General features: G+C 54.5%; 19 protein-coding genes. 16 read left to right on the forward strand and 3 right to left on the reverse strand.

Annotation, left to right across the window (positions count from 1 at the left end):
- Positions 1-89 precede the first annotated feature (89 nt).
- From tamA to FDW96_RS00580, 3 genes are read left to right on the forward strand one after another with little or no spacing between them, the layout of a single operon-like run.
- Positions 90-1823, forward strand: a complete 1734-nt coding sequence (gene tamA, locus FDW96_RS00570; RefSeq protein WP_042312760.1) for an autotransporter assembly complex protein TamA — start codon at positions 90-92, stop codon at positions 1821-1823.
- Entirely contained in the window at positions 1820-5596 is a 3777-nt protein-coding gene (gene tamB, locus FDW96_RS00575; RefSeq protein WP_137365043.1) for an autotransporter assembly complex protein TamB, read from the forward strand. The genes tamA and tamB overlap by 4 nt, the downstream gene beginning before the upstream one ends.
- 2 nt (positions 5597-5598) lie before the next feature.
- Positions 5599-5943 carry a gamma-glutamylcyclotransferase gene (locus FDW96_RS00580; RefSeq protein ID WP_137365044.1) on the forward strand — a complete coding sequence of 115 codons (345 nt, stop codon included), beginning with the start codon at positions 5599-5601 and terminating at the stop codon, positions 5941-5943.
- 104 nt (positions 5944-6047) lie between these two features.
- Here FDW96_RS00580 and ppa read toward each other — a convergent pair whose 3' ends face one another.
- Positions 6048-6575 carry an inorganic diphosphatase gene (gene ppa, locus FDW96_RS00585; RefSeq protein ID WP_038636623.1) on the reverse strand — a complete coding sequence of 176 codons (528 nt, stop codon included), beginning with the start codon at positions 6573-6575 and terminating at the stop codon, positions 6048-6050.
- A gap of 309 nt (positions 6576-6884) precedes the next feature.
- Between ppa and ytfQ the strand changes: the two genes are divergently transcribed.
- The 5 genes from ytfQ to FDW96_RS00610 all read left to right on the forward strand — a co-directional run bounded on the left by ytfQ (position 6885) and on the right by FDW96_RS00610 (position 12734).
- On the forward strand, positions 6885-7841 hold the full coding sequence (gene ytfQ / locus FDW96_RS00590; RefSeq protein ID WP_042312755.1) for a galactofuranose ABC transporter substrate-binding protein YtfQ: 957 nt from the start codon (positions 6885-6887) through the stop codon (positions 7839-7841).
- A gap of 150 nt (positions 7842-7991) precedes the next feature.
- The gene (gene ytfR, locus FDW96_RS00595; RefSeq protein WP_137365045.1) at positions 7992-9494 is read left to right on the forward strand and encodes a galactofuranose ABC transporter, ATP-binding protein YtfR; all 1503 of its coding nucleotides are present in this window, start codon (positions 7992-7994) and stop codon (positions 9492-9494) included.
- Between the two features lie 13 nt (positions 9495-9507).
- The gene (ytfT, locus tag FDW96_RS00600; RefSeq protein ID WP_042312868.1) at positions 9508-10530 is read left to right on the forward strand and encodes a galactofuranose ABC transporter, ATP-binding protein YtfT; all 1023 of its coding nucleotides are present in this window, start codon (positions 9508-9510) and stop codon (positions 10528-10530) included.
- Positions 10517-11518, forward strand: a complete 1002-nt coding sequence (yjfF, locus tag FDW96_RS00605; RefSeq protein WP_061382746.1) for a galactofuranose ABC transporter, permease protein YjfF — start codon at positions 10517-10519, stop codon at positions 11516-11518. Before ytfT ends, yjfF begins: the two co-directional genes overlap by 14 nt.
- A 103-nt stretch (positions 11519-11621) precedes the next feature.
- Complete coding sequence (locus FDW96_RS00610; RefSeq protein ID WP_081953364.1) at positions 11622-12734, forward strand: methyl-accepting chemotaxis protein; 1113 nt, start codon at positions 11622-11624, stop codon at positions 12732-12734.
- A 101-nt stretch (positions 12735-12835) separates the two neighbouring features.
- On the opposite strand, the gene fbp is transcribed toward FDW96_RS00610, so the two are convergent.
- A complete protein-coding gene (gene fbp, locus FDW96_RS00615) occupies positions 12836-13834 on the reverse strand; it encodes a class 1 fructose-bisphosphatase (protein ID WP_042312748.1) in 999 nt (332 codons plus the stop codon).
- Positions 13835-14009: 175 nt separating this feature from the next.
- Here fbp and mpl point away from each other — a divergent pair, with 175 nt between their 5' ends.
- On the forward strand, positions 14010-15386 hold the full coding sequence (gene mpl / locus FDW96_RS00620; RefSeq protein WP_016151460.1) for a UDP-N-acetylmuramate:L-alanyl-gamma-D-glutamyl-meso-diaminopimelate ligase: 1377 nt from the start codon (positions 14010-14012) through the stop codon (positions 15384-15386).
- A gap of 99 nt (positions 15387-15485) precedes the next feature.
- On the opposite strand, the gene yjgA is transcribed toward mpl, so the two are convergent.
- Entirely contained in the window at positions 15486-16037 is a 552-nt protein-coding gene (gene yjgA / locus FDW96_RS00625) for a ribosome biogenesis factor YjgA (protein ID WP_038636638.1), read from the reverse strand.
- A gap of 96 nt (positions 16038-16133) precedes the next feature.
- Here yjgA and pmbA point away from each other — a divergent pair, with 96 nt between their 5' ends.
- From pmbA to FDW96_RS00660, 7 genes are all read left to right on the forward strand, one after another.
- Positions 16134-17486 (forward strand): metalloprotease PmbA, encoded by a 1353-nt coding sequence (gene pmbA, locus FDW96_RS00630; protein WP_137365046.1) that lies wholly within the window; start codon positions 16134-16136, stop codon positions 17484-17486.
- Positions 17487-17572: 86 nt separating this feature from the next.
- Entirely contained in the window at positions 17573-17959 is a 387-nt protein-coding gene (gene cybC / locus FDW96_RS00635) for a cytochrome b562 (RefSeq protein ID WP_061382747.1), read from the forward strand.
- Positions 17960-18269: 310 nt separating this feature from the next.
- Positions 18270-18578 carry a PRD domain-containing protein gene (locus FDW96_RS00640; protein WP_016151467.1) on the forward strand — a complete coding sequence of 103 codons (309 nt, stop codon included), beginning with the start codon at positions 18270-18272 and terminating at the stop codon, positions 18576-18578.
- Positions 18579-18588: 10 nt separating this feature from the next.
- Positions 18589-18951 (forward strand): SFCGS family glycine-rich protein, encoded by a 363-nt coding sequence (locus FDW96_RS00645; protein ID WP_008786042.1) that lies wholly within the window; start codon positions 18589-18591, stop codon positions 18949-18951.
- Positions 18952-18953: 2 nt separating this feature from the next.
- Positions 18954-19253, forward strand: coding sequence for a DUF4312 family protein (locus tag FDW96_RS00650; RefSeq protein ID WP_038636649.1), 300 nt, complete (start codon positions 18954-18956; stop codon positions 19251-19253).
- A 22-nt stretch (positions 19254-19275) separates the two neighbouring features.
- On the forward strand, positions 19276-20052 hold the full coding sequence (locus tag FDW96_RS00655) for a DUF4311 domain-containing protein (RefSeq protein WP_006686375.1): 777 nt from the start codon (positions 19276-19278) through the stop codon (positions 20050-20052).
- Between the two features lie 11 nt (positions 20053-20063).
- On the forward strand, positions 20064-20708 hold the full coding sequence (locus FDW96_RS00660) for a DUF4310 family protein (RefSeq protein WP_038636652.1): 645 nt from the start codon (positions 20064-20066) through the stop codon (positions 20706-20708).
- Positions 20709-20759: the final 51 nt, after the last annotated feature.

A 20759-nucleotide genomic window follows, 5' to 3' on the forward strand; every position in this document is an offset into this window, starting at 1 on the left:
TCAACTCTTATTGTTGATTTTTTGTTAAGCCGAGGAACGGCATAGTATTTTTTTCCAGGGGTGGGAAAAAAGGATATTCAGGAGAAAATGTGCCACATATCCGTCAGTTATGTTGGGTGGGATTACTGTGCTTAAGTGGCTCCGCCGCCGCCGCGAATGTTCGCTTACAGGTCGAAGGATTATCAGGACCGCTGGAGAAAAACGTCCGTGCGCAGTTGTCCACGATTCAAAGTGATGAAGTCACTCCAGACCGACGCTTTCGTGCGCGCGTTGATGATGCCATCCGCGAAGGGCTAAAAGCGCTGGGCTACTTTGAGCCGACCATCGATTTTGAGCTGCGCCCGCCACCGGCAAAAGGACGCCAGGTGCTGATTGCCAAAGTAACCCCCGGCGAGCCGGTGCTGATTGGCGGCACCGAAGTGATTTTGCGCGGTGGCGCGCGTACGGATAAAGATTATCTGGATCTGCTGAAAACGCGCCCGGCAATCGGCACCGTGTTGAATCAGGGTGATTATGACAACTTCAAAAAATCCCTCACCAGCGTGGCGCTGCGCAAAGGCTATTTCGACAGTGAATTTAATAAAAGCCAGCTTGGAATAGCGCTTGAGCGCCGTCAGGCGTTCTGGGATATCGATTACAACAGCGGTGAACGCTATCGCTTTGGGCATGTCACCTTTGAAGGCTCGCAAATTCGCGATGAGTACCTGCAAAACCTGGTGCCATTTAAAGAAGGTGAAGAGTACGAGTCGAAAGATCTGGGGGAACTTAACCGTCGTCTGTCGGCGACCGGATGGTTTAATTCTGTGGTTGTCGCGCCAGAATTTGATAAAGCCCGCAAAACCAAAGTGTTGCCGCTTAAAGGCGTGGTCTCGCCGCGAACCGAAAACACCATCGAAACCGGGGTTGGTTATTCAACTGACGTCGGGCCACGGGTAAAGACCTCGTGGAAAAAGCCGTGGATGAACTCCTATGGCCACAGCCTGACCACTAGCGCCAGTATCTCTGCGCCAGAGCAGGTCCTTGATTTTAGTTATAAAATGCCGCTGTTAAAGAACCCACTGGAGCAGTATTACCTGGTGCAGGGGGGCTTTAAGCGTACTGATTTAAACGACACCGAGCAGGACTCCACGACGCTTGCGGTTTCCCGTTACTGGGACCTTTCCAGCGGCTGGCAGCGCGCGATTAACCTGCGCTGGAGCCTCGACCACTTTACGCAGGGTAACGTCACCAATACCACCATGCTGCTCTATCCGGGCGTGATGATTAGCCGGACGCGTTCGCGCGGCGGTCTGATGCCCGTCTGGGGCGATTCTCAACGCTATTCCATTGATTATTCCAATACGGCCTGGGGTTCAGACGTTGATTTCTCCGTCTTCCAGGCGCAAAACGTCTGGATCCGTACGCTGTACGACAGGCATCGCTTTGTGATGCGCGGTAACCTCGGCTGGATTGAAACCGGGGACTTCGACAAAGTGCCACCGGATCTGCGTTTCTTCGCCGGGGGCGATCGCAGTATTCGCGGTTACAAATACAAATCTATTTCGCCCGAAGGCAGCGACGGTAAGCTGAAAGGGGCCTCGAAGCTGGCAACCGGCTCGCTGGAATACCAGTACAACGTGACCGGGAAATGGTGGGGCGCAATGTTTGTCGATAGCGGCGAAGCGGTCAGCGATATTCGCAAAAGCGATTTCAAAACCGGCGCCGGGGTCGGTGTGCGCTGGCAGTCGCCGGTCGGACCTATCAAGCTCGACTTTGCCGTCCCTGTCGGCGACAAAGATGAACATGGTTTACAGTTTTACATCGGTCTGGGGCCTGAATTATGAGTTTATGGAAGAAGATAAGCCTCGGCGTGCTAATTTTTATCCTGCTGTTGTTAGGCACGGTGGCGTTCCTTGTCGGTACTACCTCGGGCCTGCACCTGATCTTCAAGGCAGCTAATCGCTGGGTTCCGGGGCTGGAAATTGGTCAGGTCACCGGCGGCTGGCGGGATTTATCGCTCAAAAATATTCGTTATGACCAGCCTGGCGTGGCGGTGAATGCCGGTGAAGTGCATCTGGCCGTCGGGCTGGAGTGTCTTTGGGATAGTAGCCTGTGCGTCAACGATCTGTCGCTGAAAAATATCAACGTGGCGATCGACAGCAAAAAGATGCCGCCTTCAGCACCGGTTGAGGAGGAGGATAGCGGCCCGCTCAACCTTTCCACACCTTATCCGATCACGCTTTCACGCGTGGCGCTGAATAACATCAATATCAAAATTGACGACACCACAGTTTCAGTGCTCGATTTTACCTCCGGCCTGAACTGGCAGGAAAAAACGCTGACCCTGAAGCCAACGTCATTACAGGGCCTGCTGATTGCCCTGCCTAAAGTGGCGGAAGTGGCGCAGGAAGAGGTCGTTGAACCGAAGATTCAAAACCCGCAGCCGGATGAAAAACCGCTCGGTGAAACGCTAAAAGATCTGTTCTCAAAGCCGGTGCTACCGGAAATGACCGATGTCCATCTGCCGCTCAATCTCAATATTGAAGAGTTTCGCGGCGAGCAACTGCGCGTGACCGGGGATACGGATTTAATTGTGCATAACATGCTGCTCAAAGTGAGCAGCATTGACGGCAACATGAAGCTCGACGCGCTGGATATCGACTCTAATCAGGGTACGGTAAACGCCAGCGGTACGGCGCAGCTCACCAACACATGGCCGGTGGATATTACCCTCAACAGCACGCTGAACGTCGATCCATTAAAAGGCGAAAAGGTGAAGCTGAAGGTCGGTGGCGCGCTGCGTGAACAGCTGGAAGTCGGCGTCAATCTGTCTGGCCCGGTTGATATGGACCTGCGCGCGCAAACGCGTCTGGCAGAAGCCGGATTACCGCTCAATCTGGAAGTGGTGAGTAAGCAGGTTTACTGGCCGTTTACCGGCGACAAGCAGTTCCAGGCCGATGACATTAAGCTCAAGCTGACCGGCAAAATGACCGACTATACGTTGTCGATGCGTACCGCGGTGAAAGGGCAGGATATTCCTCCGGCTACCATCACACTGGATGCCAAAGGCAACGAACAGCAGATCAATCTCGATAAACTGAGCATTGCGGCGCTGGAAGGGAAAACCGAGCTGAAAGCGCTGGTGGACTGGCAGCAGGCGATCAGTTGGCGCGGGGAGTTAACGCTGGACGGCATCGACACTGCGAAAACAATCCCGGACTGGCCGTCAAAGCTGAATGGTCTGGTGAAAACGCGCGGGAGTCTGTACGGCGGAAGCTGGCAGATGGAGATTCCTGAGCTGAAGCTGACCGGTAACGTGAAGCAGAACAAGGTTAATGTGAATGGCTCGCTGAAGGGGAACAGCTACCTGCAGTGGACGATCCCTGGCCTGCATCTGGAACTGGGACGCAACAGTGCGGACGTGAAAGGGGAACTGGGGGTCAAAGACCTTAATCTCGACGCGACGATTGATGCCCCAAGCCTGGATAACGCGCTGCCGGGATTAGGCGGTACGGCGAAAGGGTTGGTAAAAGTTCGCGGGACGGTAGAAGCGCCACAGCTGTTGGCGGACATCACCGCTCGCGGCCTGCGCTGGCAGGAGCTTTCCGTTGCTCAGGTTCGCGTCGAAGGCGACGTGAAATCGGCGGAGCAAATCGCCGGTAATCTCAACGTTCGCGTAGAACGGATTGTACAACCTGACGTGAATATCGGCCTGGTGACGCTTAACGCCAAAGGCAGTGAGAAGCAGCATGAGCTACAGTTGCGCATTCAGGGGGAGCCGGTCTCCGGACAGCTCTCCCTGGCAGGCAGCTTTGATCGCAAAGAGCAGCGCTGGAAAGGGGAATTAAGCAATACCCGTTTCCAGACACCGGTTGGTCCGTGGGCGCTCAATCGTGCTATCGCGTTGGATTACCGCAATCAGGAGCAAAAAATCAGCATTGGGCCGCACTGCTGGAACAACCCGAATGCGGAGCTATGCGTACCGCAAACCATTGATGCCGGTGCAGAAGGACGCGCGGTGGTGAATCTCAACCGTTTCGACCTGGCGATGCTGAAACCGTTTATGCCGGATACGACTCAGGCCAGCGGGGTGTTCACCGGCAAAGCCGATGTCAGTTGGGACACGACCAAAGAGGGGCTGCCGCAGGGGCAAATCACGCTTTCCGGACGCAACGTGAAGGTCACGCAAAGCGTGAACGATGCGCCGCTGCCAGTGGCATTTGAAACGTTGAATCTGACCGCCGACCTGCACGACAACCGTGCCGAACTGGGCTGGCTGATTCGCCTGACCAATAACGGACAGTTTGACGGAAAGGTGCAGGTAACCGATCCACAAGGGCGCCGTAACCTGGGCGGCAACGTCAATATCCGCAACTTCAATCTGGCGATGGTGAACCCTATCTTCTCACGTGGTGAAAAGGCCGCGGGGACGATCAACGCCAACCTGCGTCTGGGCGGCGATGTGCAAAGCCCACAGCTGCTTGGACAATTGCAACTGAGCGGACTGGATATAGACGGTAACTTTATGCCGTTTGACATGCAGCCAAGCCAGTTAGCCGTTAACTTCACCGGAACACGCTCAACGTTGGCGGGTGTGGTGCGTACGCAGCAGGGGGAAATCAACCTGAGTGGCGACGCTGACTGGAGTCAGATCGACAACTGGCGGGCGCGCGTTGCGGCGAAAGGCAGTCGGGTGCGGATCACCGTGCCGCCGATGGTGCGTCTGGATGTCTCGCCGGATGTGGAATTTGAAGCGACACCGAGCCTGTTTACCCTGAACGGCAATGTCGATGTGCCGTGGGCGCGTATCGTGGTCCACGATCTGCCGGAAAGCGCGGTAGGGGTGTCCAGCGATATGGTGATGCTTAATAACGATCTCCAGCCTGAGAAACCACAGACCGCCGGGATCCCGATCAACAGCAACCTGAACATCCACGTTGGTAATAACGTGCGTCTTGATGCCTTTGGTCTGAAAGCGCGGCTGACGGGCGATCTGAAGGTGGTGCAGGATAAACAGGGGCTTGGGCTTAACGGACAGATTAATATCCCGAGCGGTCGCTTCCATGCCTATGGTCAGGATCTGATTGTGCGTAAGGGCGAGCTGTTATTCTCCGGTCCGCCGGATCAGCCGTTGCTCAATATTGAAGCGATTCGTAACCCGGATGCTACCGAAGATGACGTGATCGCCGGCGTTCGCGTCACGGGCACGGCTGATGAACCGAAAGCGGAGATCTTCTCCGACCCGGCGATGTCGCAGCAAATGGCGCTGTCCTACCTGCTTCGTGGGCAAGGACTGGATAGTGAACAGAGCGACAGCGCGGCGATGACTTCAATGCTTATTGGCCTGGGGGTTGCACAAAGTGGTCAGGTTGTGGGTAAAATCGGGGAGACATTTGGCGTAAGCAATCTGGCACTGGACACGCAAGGGGTGGGTGACTCATCTCAGGTCGTTGTCAGCGGATACGTACTGCCAGGTCTGCAGGTGAAATATGGTGTGGGTATATTTGACTCCTTAGCGACACTCACGCTACGTTATCGTCTGATGCCTAAGCTATATCTGGAAGCAGTGTCTGGCGTAGATCAGGCACTTGATTTGCTCTATCAGTTCGAGTTTTAGCAATGCGAATATTTGTCTACGGCAGTTTACGAACCAAACAAGGCAACAGCCACTGGATGACCAATGCCCTGTTGCTGGGAAATTTCAGTATCGACAACTACCAGTTGTACAACCTGGGCCACTATCCAGGCGCCGTTCCGGGAAATGGAACAGTACACGGGGAAGTTTATCGTATTGATAACGCCACGCTGGCAGAGCTTGACGCTCTGCGTACCCGTGGTGGTGAATACGCACGCCAGCTAATTCAAACGCCGTACGGAAGTGCATGGATGTACGTGTACCAACGTCCGGTTGATGGCTTAACGCTGATTGAAAGCGGTAACTGGTTAGACAGAGACCAGTACTGATATGAACACGCCACCCTCGGGTGGCGTTGTTTTATGTGCCCGTTGCACTCGCATTTGGGCACAAAAAAGCCCCGACATGCGGGGCTAAGCATCATAAGTAAGAATTACTTCTTCGCGCGCTCGAAGGAAGCAACGATTTCAGCTTTAGCCGCTTCGGCGTTGTCCCAACCGTCAACTTTTACCCATTTGCCTGCTTCGAGATCTTTGTAATGCTCGAAGAAGTGGGTGATCTGCGCTTTCAGCAGTTCCGGCAGGTCGGACACATCTTTGATGTGATCGTATTCTTTGCTCAGCTTGGTGTGCGGTACCGCAACCAGTTTCGCATCTTCACCGGATTCGTCGGTCATTTTCAGAACGCCAACCGGACGGCAGCGGATCACTGAACCTGGCTCCAGCGGGTACGGAGTCGGGACCAGAACGTCAACCGGATCGCCATCCAGAGACAGGGTGTGGTTGATGTAACCGTAGTTGCACGGATAGAACATCGCGGTGGACATGAAGCGGTCAACGAACAGGGCGCCGCTCTCTTTGTCAACTTCGTATTTGATCGGATCTGCGTTGGCAGGGATCTCGATAACAACGTAGATATCTTCCGGCAGGTCTTTACCGGCAGGGACGTTGAGTAAGCTCATGTCTGTTTCCTTTAAATAAGCTATGGCAAACAAGTGGCGGGTATTATAGCCAACTCGCGCAGAATGTCTCCGCTTGTTTTCGCTTTCTCTACTCCCATTTTCTTCTTTTTGCTCCTCTCTGGTGACAGAAAAATCCATATCTTCAGCCGCATTTTTCATAGTGATATGAAAGCGATTACAAACTTGTGATTAACGTTTTATTTACTTTTTTGAAGTGTGATGTAACGCAATCCGTTACATGCTCAATTGTCTATAGTTTTTTCGCGACGGTTTATTAACCAACAATAATCACCCTACGAGGACGCACTTATGTGGAAGCGCTTACTTATAGTCACAGCAGTTTCGGCAGCCATGTCGTCTATGGCAATAGCAGCCCCTTTAACCGTAGGATTTTCGCAGGTTGGCTCTGAATCCGGCTGGCGCGCCGCAGAAACCAACGTGGCGAAAAGCGAGGCCGAAAAACGCGGAATTACGCTGAAAATCGCTGACGGCCAGCAAAAGCAGGAAAACCAGATTAAAGCAGTCCGTTCATTTGTTGCCCAGGGCGTCGATGCCATCTTTATTGCGCCGGTCGTGGCAACAGGTTGGGAGCCGGTGTTAAAAGAGGCCAAAGATGCCGATATTCCGGTCTTTTTGCTTGATCGTTCCATCGATGTAAAAGACAAATCTCTCTATATGACTACCGTCACCGCCGATAACGTGCTGGAAGGCAAATTGATCGGCGACTGGCTAATTAAAGAGGTGAACGGCAAGCCGTGTAACGTCGTTGAGTTACAAGGGACCGTTGGTGCCAGCGTGGCGATCGATCGTAAGAAAGGGTTCGCTGAAGCCATCGCTAACGCGCCAAACATCAAAATTATCCGCTCTCAGTCCGGCGATTTCACCCGCAGTAAAGGGAAAGAAGTGATGGAGAGCTTTATCAAAGCGGAAAACAACGGCAAGAACATCTGCATGGTTTACGCCCACAACGATGACATGGCGATCGGCGCTATTCAGGCGATCAAAGAGGCTGGCCTGAAACCAGGCAAAGACATTCTGACGGGGTCAATCGACGGCGTACCGGATATCTACAAAGCGATGATTGATGGCGAAGCCAATGCCAGCGTCGAGCTGACGCCGAATATGGCAGGCCCGGCATTTGACGCGCTGGAGAAATTCAAAAAAGACGGCACGATGCCTGAGAAGCTGACCATTACCAAATCGATCCTCTATCTGCCGGATACCGCGAAAGAAGAGCTAGAGAAGAAGAAAAACATGGGCTACTAAGCCTTCATGAAACTGCCGGGGGCGCTGCGTTTGCCCGGCCTACATTAAGCTCTTTTGTAGGCCGGATGGCGCTACGCTTATCCGGCCTACATTAAGCTCTTTTGTAGGCCGGATAAGCGTAGCGCCATCCGGCGTGATGCAGGGGGAACCATGACCACCGACCAATACCAGGAAATCCTCCGTACAGAGGGCTTAAGCAAATTCTTTCCCGGCGTCAAAGCGCTGGATAACGTGGATTTCAGCCTGCGACGCGGCGAGATCATGGCATTGCTCGGCGAAAACGGGGCGGGGAAATCGACGCTGATCAAAGCGTTGACCGGTGTTTATCATGCCGATCGCGGCACGATTTGGCTCGAAGGCCAACCAGTCTCCCCCAAAAATACTGCCCATGCCCAGCAACTGGGGATTGGCACCGTGTACCAGGAAGTGAACCTGCTGCCCAATATGTCGGTAGCGGATAATTTGTTTATTGGCCGCGAACCGCGACGCTTTGGCCTGTTGCAGCGTAAACAGATGGAAAAGCGCGCGACGGAGCTGATGGCGTCGTACGGTTTTTCTCTTGATGTGCGCGAGCCTCTGAACCGCTTTTCCGTGGCAATGCAGCAGATCGTCGCCATTTGCCGGGCGATCGATCTCTCTGCGAAGGTGCTGATCCTCGATGAACCTACCGCCAGCCTCGATACCCAGGAAGTTGAAATGCTGTTCGGCCTGATGGGGCATCTGCGCGATCGCGGCGTCAGTCTGATCTTCGTCACCCATTTCCTCGATCAGGTTTATCAGGTCAGCGATCGCATCACCGTCCTGCGTAACGGTGGCTTTGTGGGCTGTCGTGAAACTCGCGAGCTGCCACAGATCGAACTGGTCAAAATGATGCTGGGTCGCGAACTGGATACCCATGCGCTACAACGTGCGGGCCGCACGTTGCTGAGCGATAAACCGGTGGCGGCGTTTAGCGGCTTTGGCAAGAAAGGCACCATCGCGCCGTTCGATCTGCAGGTGCGTCCAGGTGAGATCGTCGGTCTTGCCGGACTACTGGGATCCGGGCGGACGGAAACCGCGGAAGTGATCTTTGGCATTAAACCCGCCGACAGCGGCAGCGCACTGATCAAAGGTAAACCGCAGACCTTGCGATCGCCGCATCAGGCTTCGTGCCTGGGGATCGGTTTTTGCCCGGAGGATCGCAAAACGGATGGCATAATCGCCGCCGCCTCGGTACGCGAAAACATCATTCTGGCGTTGCAGGCGCAGCGCGGCTGGTTGCGCCCAATTCCCCGTAAAGAACAAAACGAGATTGCCGAGCGCTTTATTCGCCAGCTTGGTATTCGCACCCCTAACGCTGAACAGCCGATCGAATTTCTCTCCGGCGGCAATCAGCAAAAAGTCTTGTTGTCGCGCTGGTTACTGACCAAACCGCAGTTTCTGATCCTCGATGAACCCACGCGCGGGATCGATGTCGGCGCGCATGCCGAGATCATCCGCCTGATCGAAACGTTGTGCGCCGATGGTTTGGCCCTGCTGGTTATCTCATCGGAACTGGAAGAACTGGTGGGCTATGCCGATCGGGTCATTATTATGCGCGATCGCAAACAGGTGGCCGAGATCCCACTGGCTGAATTGTCCGTCCCGGCGATCATGAACGCCATTGCGGCCTAAGGAGACTATGGTGATGCCTCAATCTCTCCCTCAATCCAATCCGCCTAAACGACGGTTTCATTGGCCCAAGGGGATGCCACAGCTGGTAGCGTTGTTGCTGGTACTGCTGGTGGACAGTCTGGTTGCGCCGCACTTCTATCAGGTGATTTTGCAGGATGGTCGGCTGTTCGGTAGCCCGATTGATATTCTCAACCGCGCTGCACCCGTGGCGCTGTTGGCGATTGGTATGACGCTGGTGATTGCCACTGGTGGCATTGATCTTTCCGTTGGCGCCGTGATGGCCATTGCCGGGGCGACGACCGCTGCGATGACGGTGGCCGGGCACAGCCTGCCGGTGGTGCTGCTTGCCGCCTTAGGCTCTGGCATTCTGGCGGGATTGTGGAACGGAATTCTGGTGGCCATCCTCAAGATCCAACCGTTCGTCGCCACGCTGATCCTGATGGTCGCCGGGCGCGGAGTGGCGCAGTTGATCACCTCCGGGCAGATCGTCACCTTCAACTCACCTGAGCTTTCCTGGCTTGGCAGCGGCTCGCTGTTACTGTTCCCCACGCCGGTGATTATTGCGCTACTGACGCTGGTGGTGTTCTGGCTGCTGACACGTAAAACGGCGCTGGGCATGTTTATTGAAGCGGTGGGTATCAACATTCGTGCGGCGAAAAACGCCGGGGTCAACACCCGCATTATTGTGATGCTCACCTATGTACTGAGCGGCCTGTGTGCCGCTATCGCCGGGATCATTGTCACGGCGGATATTCGCGGCGCGGATGCGAATAACGCCGGATTATGGCTGGAGCTGGACGCTATTCTGGCGGTGGTCATTGGCGGCGGCTCGTTGATGGGCGGGCGTTTTAACCTGCTGCTGTCGGTGATCGGCGCGTTAATTATTCAGGGAATGAACACCGGGATTTTACTGTCGGGCTTCCAGCCGGAACTGAATCAGGTGGTCAAAGCCGTCGTGGTGTTGTGTGTGCTGGTTGTGCAGTCACAACGCTTTATCAGCCTGATAAAAGGAGTGCGTGGTCATGATAAAACGTAATTTACCGCTGATGATCACCCTCGGCGTGTTTGCGCTGGGCTACCTCTACTGCTTGACGCAATTTCCGGCTTTTGCTTCCACCCGGGTGATTTGCAATATCCTGACCGATAACGCTTTTTTAGGGATTATTGCCGTCGGCATGACCTTCGTAATCCTCTCTGGCGGGATCGACCTTTCCGTTGGCTCGGTAATCGCCTTTACCGGCGTATTTCTGGCAAAGGCGATTGGCTACTGGGGTATTTCTCCGTTACTGGCGTTCCCGCTGATTTTGCTGATGGGCTGCGCGTTTGGCGCGTTTATGGGATTGCTGATTGATGCGCTGAAGATCCCGGCGTTTATCATTACCCTGGCGGGAATGTTCTTTTTGCGCGGCGTTAGCTATCTGGTTTCTGAAGAGTCGATCCCAATTAACCATCCGGTTTATGACATGCTCTCCAGCCTGGCATGGAAAATCCCCGGCGGCGGCCGTCTGAGCGCGATGGGATTGCTGATGCTGGTGGTGGTGGTCATCGGCATCTTTCTGGCGCACCGTACGCGGTTCGGTAATCAGGTTTATGCGATTGGCGGCAACGCCACCTCTGCTAACTTGATGGGGATCTCCACTCGCAGCACCACCATCCGTATTTATATGTTGTCTACCGGTTTGGCTACGCTGGCTGGCATTGTTTTTTCCATTTACACCCAGGCCGGCTATGCGCTGGCGGGCGTCGGTGTCGAGCTGGATGCGATTGCCTCAGTCGTGATTGGCGGTACGCTGTTGAGCGGCGGAGTGGGTACGGTTTTAGGCACCTTGTTTGGCGTGGCTATTCAGGGGCTGATCCAGACCTATATTAATTTTGACGGCACATTAAGTTCCTGGTGGACCAAGATCGCGATTGGTATTTTATTGTTTATTTTTATTGCCTTACAACGCGGTCTCACGGTGCTTTGGGAAAATCGTCAAAGCTCGCCGGTCACCCGCGTAAGCACGGCGACAACACCAAAGTAACATCATGATTTTTCACAAGACATTTAAATAGCTAAACTTTTTCCGGTTGTAGTCGATAGGTTCTGTACAGGTCTGTTTTAACCCTACAACCGGAAATATAACAATGCCAAAATCCCTTTCAATTCGATCAAGTTTGTTGGTGTTATTGTCTCTGCTGGCGTTTCTTCTTTTGCTGACCGGCGGAATGGGGCTATACGCCTCTACCCGCATTATTACTTCATTGATTTATCACGGTATTATGAGTGCAGCGATGCTGGCGGCCATCGCATTGCTGGCGGTTATTTGGTTTATGCTGCGAAATAAGTTTCTCAAACCGCTGGATAATATTGTTGAACAGCTGGAACGTCTGGCGACGGGAGATTTATCGTCGGTTGCTGCGCTGTCGGCCAGCGCCGAATTCAACCGCCTGAACGCAGCGATGGATGACATGCGTCATGCGCTGGGCGACTCGGTGCAACGCGTGCGTGATGCCAGCTCGCAAATTGATATTGGCAGTCGTGAACTGACGGCCGGGAACCAGCATCTGGCGCAGCGCACTGAATCGACAGCCACGTCGCTGGAACAAACCGCCGCCAGCATGGAGGAGTTAACGGCAACCGTGAAACAGAATGCGGACAACGCCGAACAGGCGCACCAGTTGGCAAAATCGGTATCGGATACCGCCGATCGCGGCAGCGAGATGGTGTGCTATGTGATCGAGAAAATGCGCGATATTGCCGGCAGTTCCAGCCGCATTGCCGACATTCTTAGCGTGATTGACGGCATTGCATTTCAGACCAATATTCTGGCGCTCAATGCCTCCGTTGAAGCGGCGCGGGCCGGTGAGCAAGGACGGGGTTTTGCGGTTGTCGCAGGTGAAGTACGTAATCTGGCCAGCCGCAGCGCCGAAGCGGCAAAAGAGATCCGCGCGTTAATCAGCGATTCGCACACCCACGTCGGTGAAGGCAGCGAACTGGCGCAGCAGGCGGGTGAAACCATGGATGAAATTGCCACTGAAGTGATGCGCATGACTAAGCTGATGCGTGAAATCGCCAGCGCGTCCCAGGAACAGAGTCGCGGCATAGAGCAGGTGAATATCGCGGTGATGCAGATGGATGAAACGGCGCAGCAAAATGCGGCACTGGTACAGCAGTCTTCAGCGGCTACCCGCTCGTTGGAAGAGCAGTCACATGCGCTGCTGGAGGCGATGGCGGCGTTTAAGCTACAGACAGTGTAACCGAACGTAGGCCTGATAAGGCGAAGCCGCCATCAGTCAATGAATTGCCGGATGGCAACGCTGCGCGTTTTATCCGGCCTACGTCCGTACGATCAAGACAATTACGCGTCCGGGAACTCGCGGATAAAGCGTTCTACATCTTCAACCATATGGTCGTTGCCCACGAAGAAGGAGCGGCGCTGGTGCAGGCTTTCCGGAATGATATCCAGAATACGCTCTTTACCATCGCTGGCTTTGCCGCCCGCCTGTTCGGCCAGGAAGGCCATCGGGTTGCATTCGTACAGCAGACGCAGTTTCCCTTGCGGGTGGCTGGCGGTGCTTGGGTACAGGTAGATCCCGCCTTTGAGCAGATTGCGATGGAAATCCGCAACCAGAGAGCCAATGTAGCGCGAGGTGTACGGGCGCTGGGTTGACTTATCTTCTTCCTGACAGAATTTAATGTACTTCTTCACGCCATTCGGGAATTTGATGTAGTTGCCTTCGTTAATGGAGTACGTGCTGCCTTTCGCCGGGAAGCGCATACGTTCCTGGCTGAGGCAGAATACGCCCAGAGAAGGATCGTAGGTAAAAGCGTGTACGCCACAGCCGGTGGTATATACCAGCATGGTGGAAGAACCATAAACAACGTAGCCCGCAGCAACCTGCTTGTTGCCCGGCTGCAGGAAATCCTCTTCCGTAACCGGTGTGCCGACTGGGGTTACGCGGCGATAAATAGAGAAAATCGTACCGACAGAGACGTTAACATCGATGTTGGATGAGCCATCCAGCGGATCCATTAGCACAACATATTTTGCGTGTTCGCAGCCTTCGAAGACGACGATTTCATCTTCTTCTTCCGAGGCGATGCCCGCCACAATGTCGCGCGCCTTCAGTGCAGCTTTCAGTTTTTCGTTCGCGAACAGATCGAGTTTCTGCTGAACCTCTCCCTGCACGTTCTCAGCACCGCTGGCACCCAGGATATCGACCAGACCGGCCTTGTTGATATCGCGGTGGATGATCTTGGCGCCCAGCTTTATTGCCGACAACAAAGCAGTGAGTTCACCGGTAGCATGAGAAAACTCGTGCTGCTTTTCGACAATAAATTCACCTAACGTTTTCATAACACTTTCCCTGCAATTTATGTGGAGTAAAGCGACCGCAACAATATTAACAAATATTTCCATTGTTGCGCTTAGGTGAATCGCGCCAGCAAACTACGGAATATCCTGAAATGCGTTTCTCACTTGCCGGACATGTGCGTAAAATGGCCCCCAGATTAAAAAAGGATAGTGACGTATGCGCATTCATATTTTGGGAATTTGTGGCACTTTCATGGGCGGTCTGGCGATGCTCGCGCGCTCGCTTGGTCATGAAGTAACCGGTTCGGACGCCAATGTGTATCCGCCGATGAGTACCTTACTTGAGAAGCAAGGCATTGATTTGATTCAGGGGTACGATGCCAGCCAGCTCGACCCGCAGCCGGACCTGGTGATCATTGGCAACGCCATGACCCGTGGTAATCCCTGCGTGGAAGCGGTGCTTGAGAAGAACATTCCGTACATGTCTGGCCCGCAGTGGCTGCATGACTTTGTCTTGCGCGATCGCTGGGTACTGGCGGTTGCGGGGACGCACGGCAAAACCACCACTGCCGGAATGGCGACCTGGATCCTTGAAGCCTGCGGCTATAAGCCAGGCTTTGTGATCGGTGGCGTTCCGGGCAACTTTGAGGTTTCTGCGCGTCTGGGCGAAAGCGACTTCTTCGTGATTGAGGCGGATGAGTACGACTGCGCCTTCTTCGATAAGCGTTCTAAATTCGTGCATTACTGCCCGCGCACGCTGATCCTCAACAATCTTGAGTTCGATCACGCGGACATCTTTGACGATCTGAAAGCTATTCAGAAACAGTTCCATCACCTGGTGCGTATCGTGCCGGGCCAGGGACGCATCATCTACCCGGAAAACGACATCAATCTGAAACAGACGATGGCGATGGGCTGCTGGAGCGAACAAGAGCTGGTGGGCGAACAAGGCCACTGGCAGGCGAAAAAACTCACTACCGATGCCTCCGAGTGGGAAGTGTGGCTGGACGGTGAAAACGTTGGCGTAGTGAAGTGGGGGCTGGTTGGCGAACATAACATGCACAACGGTCTGATGGCGATTGCGGCTGCCCGTCATGTTGGCGTAGTGCCTGCCGACGCGGCGAATGCGCTGGGCTCATTCATCAACGCCCGTCGTCGTCTTGAACTGCGCGGCGAAGCGAACGGCGTGACGGTGTATGACGATTTTGCTCATCACCCGACGGCGATTCTGGCAACGCTTGCTGCACTGCGCGGTAAAGTGGGCGGCACTGCGCGCATTATCGCGGTCCTGGAACCTCGCTCGAACACCATGAAAATGGGCCTGTGCAAAGATGACCTGGCGCCATCGTTAGGTCGTGCGGACGAAGTGTTCCTGCTGCAACCGCCGCACATTCCGTGGCAGGTAGCAGAAGTCGCTGAAGCCTGCGTACAGCCTGCGCACTGGAGCGGCGATGTGGATGCGCTGGCAGATATGGTGGTGAAAACCGCACAGCCAGGCGATCACATCCTGGTGATGAGCAACGGCGGGTTTGGCGGCATTCATCAGAAACTGCTGGATGGCCTGGCGAAGAAAGCTCAGGCAGAAGAAGAGTAAAAAAATGCCCGGTGGCGCTATGCTTACCGGGCCTACGATGCGTTGTAGGCCGGATAAGGTGTTTGTACCGCCATCCGGCACTTTCGGCAGACGAAGAGGTTACGCCTCGTTTTCCGCCAGTTCACGCAGGTACTGGAAAATCTGACGCGCTGATTTCGGCGGCTTGTTGCCCGCTTTTTCTTTCCTGGCGTTACGCACCAGCGAACGCAGTTGCTGACGATCGGCATCAGGCCACAGGTTCATCACTTCTTCGATGGCTTCATCGCTACCGTCAACCATACGGTCACGCAGTTGCTCCAGCTTATGGAAGACAACGACCTGCTGGTTGTGGCGGTTTTTCAGCTTGTCCAGCGCCTGACGGATAGGATCAACATCGCGCTGGCGCAACATTTTGCCAATCAGCTGCAGCTGGCGGCGGCGACCTTCCATCTTAATGCGCTGGGCCAGCTCAATGGCGGCACGTAAATCCGCGTCGAGCGGGATTTTATCCAGCGCGTTTTTCCCCAGTTCTACCAGTTCCACACCCAGGCGTTTTAACTCCTCGGCGTCACGTTTTATTTCACTTTTACTGACCCAGATAATTTCATCGTCTTCGTCTTCGATGTCATCACCGGGAACGTCGTCGAGCCAGTCTTCGGGCTGCTTAGTCATGTCAGGCTCCTTAAAAAAAAGAGGCTAATGTTACCAGTTAAGATGCGCACTGAAAAACGGTTCTCTGTTAGACTTCAGAGAAACTCTCTCTACATTATGGCATTTGCGATGAAAGTAATCTCACAAGTTGAAGCGCAGCGTAAGATTCTGGAAGAAGCGGTCTCGACGGCTCTGGAATTAGCGTCAGGTAAGTCGGATGGCGCGGAAGTCGCTGTTAGCAAGACCACGGGTATTAGCGTCAGCACCCGTTATGGTGAAGTGGAGAACGTAGAATTCAATAGCGATGGCGCGCTGGGGATTACGGTTTATCACCAGAACCGTAAGGGCAGCGCATCCTCCACCGATTTAAGTCCGCAGGCGATTGCCCGTACCGTCCAGGCCGCGCTGGATATTGCACGCTACACTTCGCCGGATCCGTGCGCGGGCGTGGCAGATAAAGAACTGCTGGCCTTTGATGCGCCCGATTTGGACCTGTTCCACCCCGCGGACGTTTCCCCTGATGAAGCCATCGAACTGGCTGCTCGTGCTGAACAAGCGGCGCTGCAGGCTGATAAGCGTATCACCAATACCGAAGGCGGCAGTTTTAACAGCCACTATGGCATCAAAGTGTTTGGCAACAGCCATGGCATGCTGCAGGGCTACTGCTCCACGCGTCATTCCCTTTCCAGCTGTGTGATCGCGGAAGAAAATGGCGATATGGAGCGTGATTACGCTTACACCATTGGCCGGGCGATGGGCGATCTGCAAACGCCGGAATGGGTAGGGGCAGACTGCGCGCGCCGTACCTTATCTCGCCTGTCTCCGCGTAAGCTTTCCACCATGAAAGCGCCGGTCATTTTCGCCAATGAAGTGGCGACCGGACTGTTCGGACACCTGGTCGGCGCGATTGCTGGTGGCTCCGTATATCGCAAATCCACCTTCCTGCTGGACTCGCTGGGCAAACAAATTCTGCCGGAATGGTTGACCATTGAAGAGCATCCACATCTCCTGAAAGGGCTGGCCTCCTCGCCATTTGACAGCGAAGGCGTACGCACAGAGCGCCGTGACATTGTTAAAGACGGCATTTTGACCCAGTGGCTGCTGACCAACTACTCTGCCCGTAAGCTGGGGCTGAAGAGCACCGGTCATGCGGGCGGGATTCACAACTGGCGTATTCCTGGACAAGGTCTAAGCTTCGAGCAGATGCTCAAAGAGATGGGCACGGGCCTGGTGGTGACTGAGCTGATGGGGCAGGGCGTAAGCGGCATTACCGGCGATTACTCGCGTGGCGCGGCGGGCTTCTGGGTCGAAAACGGCGAAATTCAGTACCCGGTGAGTGAAATTACCATCGCCGGCAACTTAAAAGAGATGTGGCGTAATATCGTCACCGTCGGCAACGATATTGAAACGCGCAGTAATATTCAGTGTGGTTCAGTCCTGTTGCCGGAGATGAAGATCGCCGGGCAATAATACCCGTCATACTTCAAGCTGTGGCGTGAATTATTGAGGGTATCTGGCGTTTGTTTATTTTTGAATAATAAAAAAGGAAGTGAGCAATGCGTAAACACCTGTTAGCGATCGTCGCAGCTTCAACGCTGGTTCTTGGTTCTTCTGCATTTGCAGCCGATCTTGAAGACGATATGGGGATCCTCAACGACAACCTGAAAATCGTCGAAAAAACGGATAATGCGACTGAGCTGAAAGACGCTTTAACCAAAATGCGTGCAGCCGCGCTGGACGCGCAAAAGGGAACGCCGCCGAAGCTGGAAAACAAATCCCCGGACAGCCCGGAGATGAAGGATTTCCGCCACGGCTTTGACACGCTGATCGGTCAGATCGACGGCGCGTTGAAGCTGGCGAACGAAGGTAAAGTCAAAGAGGCGAAAGCCGTTGCGGAAGACCTGAAAAAAACACGCAACGAAAACCACAAGAAGTTCCGTTAATCTGCTCTATCCGGCCTGCATAATCGTAGGCCGGATAAGACGCCAAAGGCTATCCCCGTCACATTTTTTCAACTTTAGAGTTAGGGAAATCATTCGCCGAACCGGCTGTTTTCTGCTCATCTCTTGCGATACCCGTCACAATTTCCCGCCACTAAAGCGCAAATATCGCCTTTTCTGCGGCATAGATCACTATCGCTGCGCCTCTTTCCACTTCGAAGTGGAAAACAACTCGCTACAAACTTTTAACCCCCACCGCTAATTTACCCTCAGAGCCATTAGTGGGGTAAGACGAGTGAATAACGGAGCTGTAATGAATGACATGGGGGAATCGGTTGAACTGGCCGACCGCATGCTGGCGCAGGTGTATGCCTTGCTGCGTGAACGCCACATTATTCCCAACGCCGTACAGGAACAGATGCTGACGTCGCATGTTCGCGCCATGGCGCACCGCTCGGTAACGGGTGAACCCTTACCAGAAGTCGATGCCAGCTTGTTCGATGAAATATCTGCCGAATCAATGGCGCTTGCCCGCGACGTGGTCGCTGAGTTTGGCAATCTTCCTGAGGAAGAGGCCTGGCTGCTGTCGGTGCACTTCGAAGTCGCGAAAGACAACCTGTAAGGAGCAAAAGATGGAACAAATTACCGTAGTGATTGGCGATCGTCTGGGTAAAGGCCAGAAAGTGGCGGCAGGCGTTGAGAAAGCGGGTGGCCGAGCGGTCGTGGTGCCGGGTGTGGCGGCAGATATGAAGCTGGGCGATGTGATGAAAGCGGAAAACGCCACCTTTGGCATCTCGTTTTGCGGCAGCGGCGGGGCGGGCGCGATTACCGCGCAAACCAAATATGGCTACAAGGCGAAATATGGTATGCGCTCGGTCGATGAAGGGGTAACCGCCATCAATGAAGGCTGCAACGTGCTGGGGTTCGGTTTTATGGACAAAGAAGAACTCGGTGAGCGCCTGGTACAGGCGTGGCAAAAGAAATACGGCGCTTAAGCATGAAAGAGCAATTCACCACCACGGTGAGAGTCACGGGCAAGGGGGAGGCCAAAGCGCGCGCCTTTGCCGATGCTCTGAACCACGTTCAGGCTGCGGTGATGAAAGCGTCCCCGCATATCTTACTGCGTATTGAGCCACAGGATGTGCAGGTTGTTCAAGCGCGTGAAACGGTGCGCAAAGAGGCGTTTTTGTTCCTCTTCCTGCGCCGGGAAAGACGCACCTTCAGCGTGGAGCTGGACGTGACCGTCAACGTGACTGCCATCAATCTCGACAAGGTGGATTTCGTTACGCAACGCTGATTCTTTATTAAAAGGCATAATTATGTTCCTGATAATATTAATAAAATCGCTCATCATCGGCGGCCTGGTTGGCGTCGGTGTCGGCGCTGGGGCTGCACGCATGTTTCATGCGCCGACCACTCAAGGGATGGGCGCGTTTCGTACTCTGGGAGAACTGAATTCCTGTGAAGGGGATCCGGCTTCTCACTTCTCGTTCGGCCTGGGCTTTTTCTTTAACGCCTGGGCTTCTTCCGTTGCCGCAGGGGCGTTCACGCAGGACGTCGACCATCGCATCATCCCCAACTGGGGTGCCGCCGCGCTGATGATTAAAAATCGCAACGTTGGTGAAACGCTGCATGATCCTAAGCGCATGGCGATTGCCTGCGGTGTTATCGGCATGATTGTCGTGACCTTCCTGAACCTCACCGCGTCATCCGTACCGGAAGCGCTACAGGTTACTGCCGTTAAGGTGCTGGTGCCCGCGGCAAACCTGCTGGTCAACACCGTGATGCCAGTGATCTTCTGGCTGGCGGCGATTGATGCCGGCAAGAAATCCGGCTTCTGGGCTACCGTTTTTGGCGGCGCGGCGCAGTTAATTATGGGCAACGCCGTCCCGGGTCTGGTGCTTGGCATTTTGATCGGCAAAGGTGTTGAAGAGAGCGGCTGGAACCACGTGACGAAAGTGATGATGGTGGCTATCGTCGCGCTGTTCGTCCTGAGCGGCTTCTTCCGCGGCTTCGATATGAAGATGATCGAATCCTTCCATCTGACCGTGCCTGACTGGTTGGAACTTATCCACAACTCGCTCAGCGGTAAATAACGGAGGCCATCATGGAACAGAATAAAGGTTTTTGGTTCGCCGACTGGTCGTTCCCGATCTTCGTTGGTCTGCTCTCATCCGGCGTGTTTGCCGGAACGCACATGTACTACCTGTACGGTATCGGCGCATTCAACGAAGTGGCGTTCGTGGCGATGTTGAAAGCGGGAATGGACACCGGCTCCTACGGGGCGGTAGCGGCATTTGGCGCCAGCTTCCTGTTTGCCCGCATCATTGAAGGTTCGCTGGTGGGGATTCTGGATATCGGCGGGGCGATCCAGACCGGGGTCGGGTTAGGCGTTCCGGCGCTGCTGCTGGGCGCGGGCATTATCTTCCCGGTCGCCAACTTCGCTGCCTCGTTGGTCACCGGCCTGGTGATTGGTCTGGCGATTGGCTACATCATCATTCTGGCGCGTAAGTTCACCATCAATCAGAGCGACTCAACCTACGGAGCGGACGTGATGATGGGGGCCGGTAACGCTTCTGGCCGCTTCCTCGGTCCCTTGATTATCCTCAGTGCGATGACGGCCTCCATTCCGATTGGCGTCGGTTCACTGCTGGGTGCGCTGCTGTTTTATATCTGGCAAAAACCGATCACCGGCGGGGCGATTCTCGGCGCGATGATCCTCGGTTCCATCTTCCCGATTGCCATTAGCTAACGGTTGATTTGTAGGCCGGATAAAGCGGTTACGCCGCCATCCGGCAAAGGA

It is taken from the genome of Citrobacter sp. TBCS-15, assembly GCF_005280815.1.
In the GTDB taxonomy this organism is placed as follows: domain Bacteria; phylum Pseudomonadota; class Gammaproteobacteria; order Enterobacterales; family Enterobacteriaceae; genus Citrobacter; species Citrobacter werkmanii.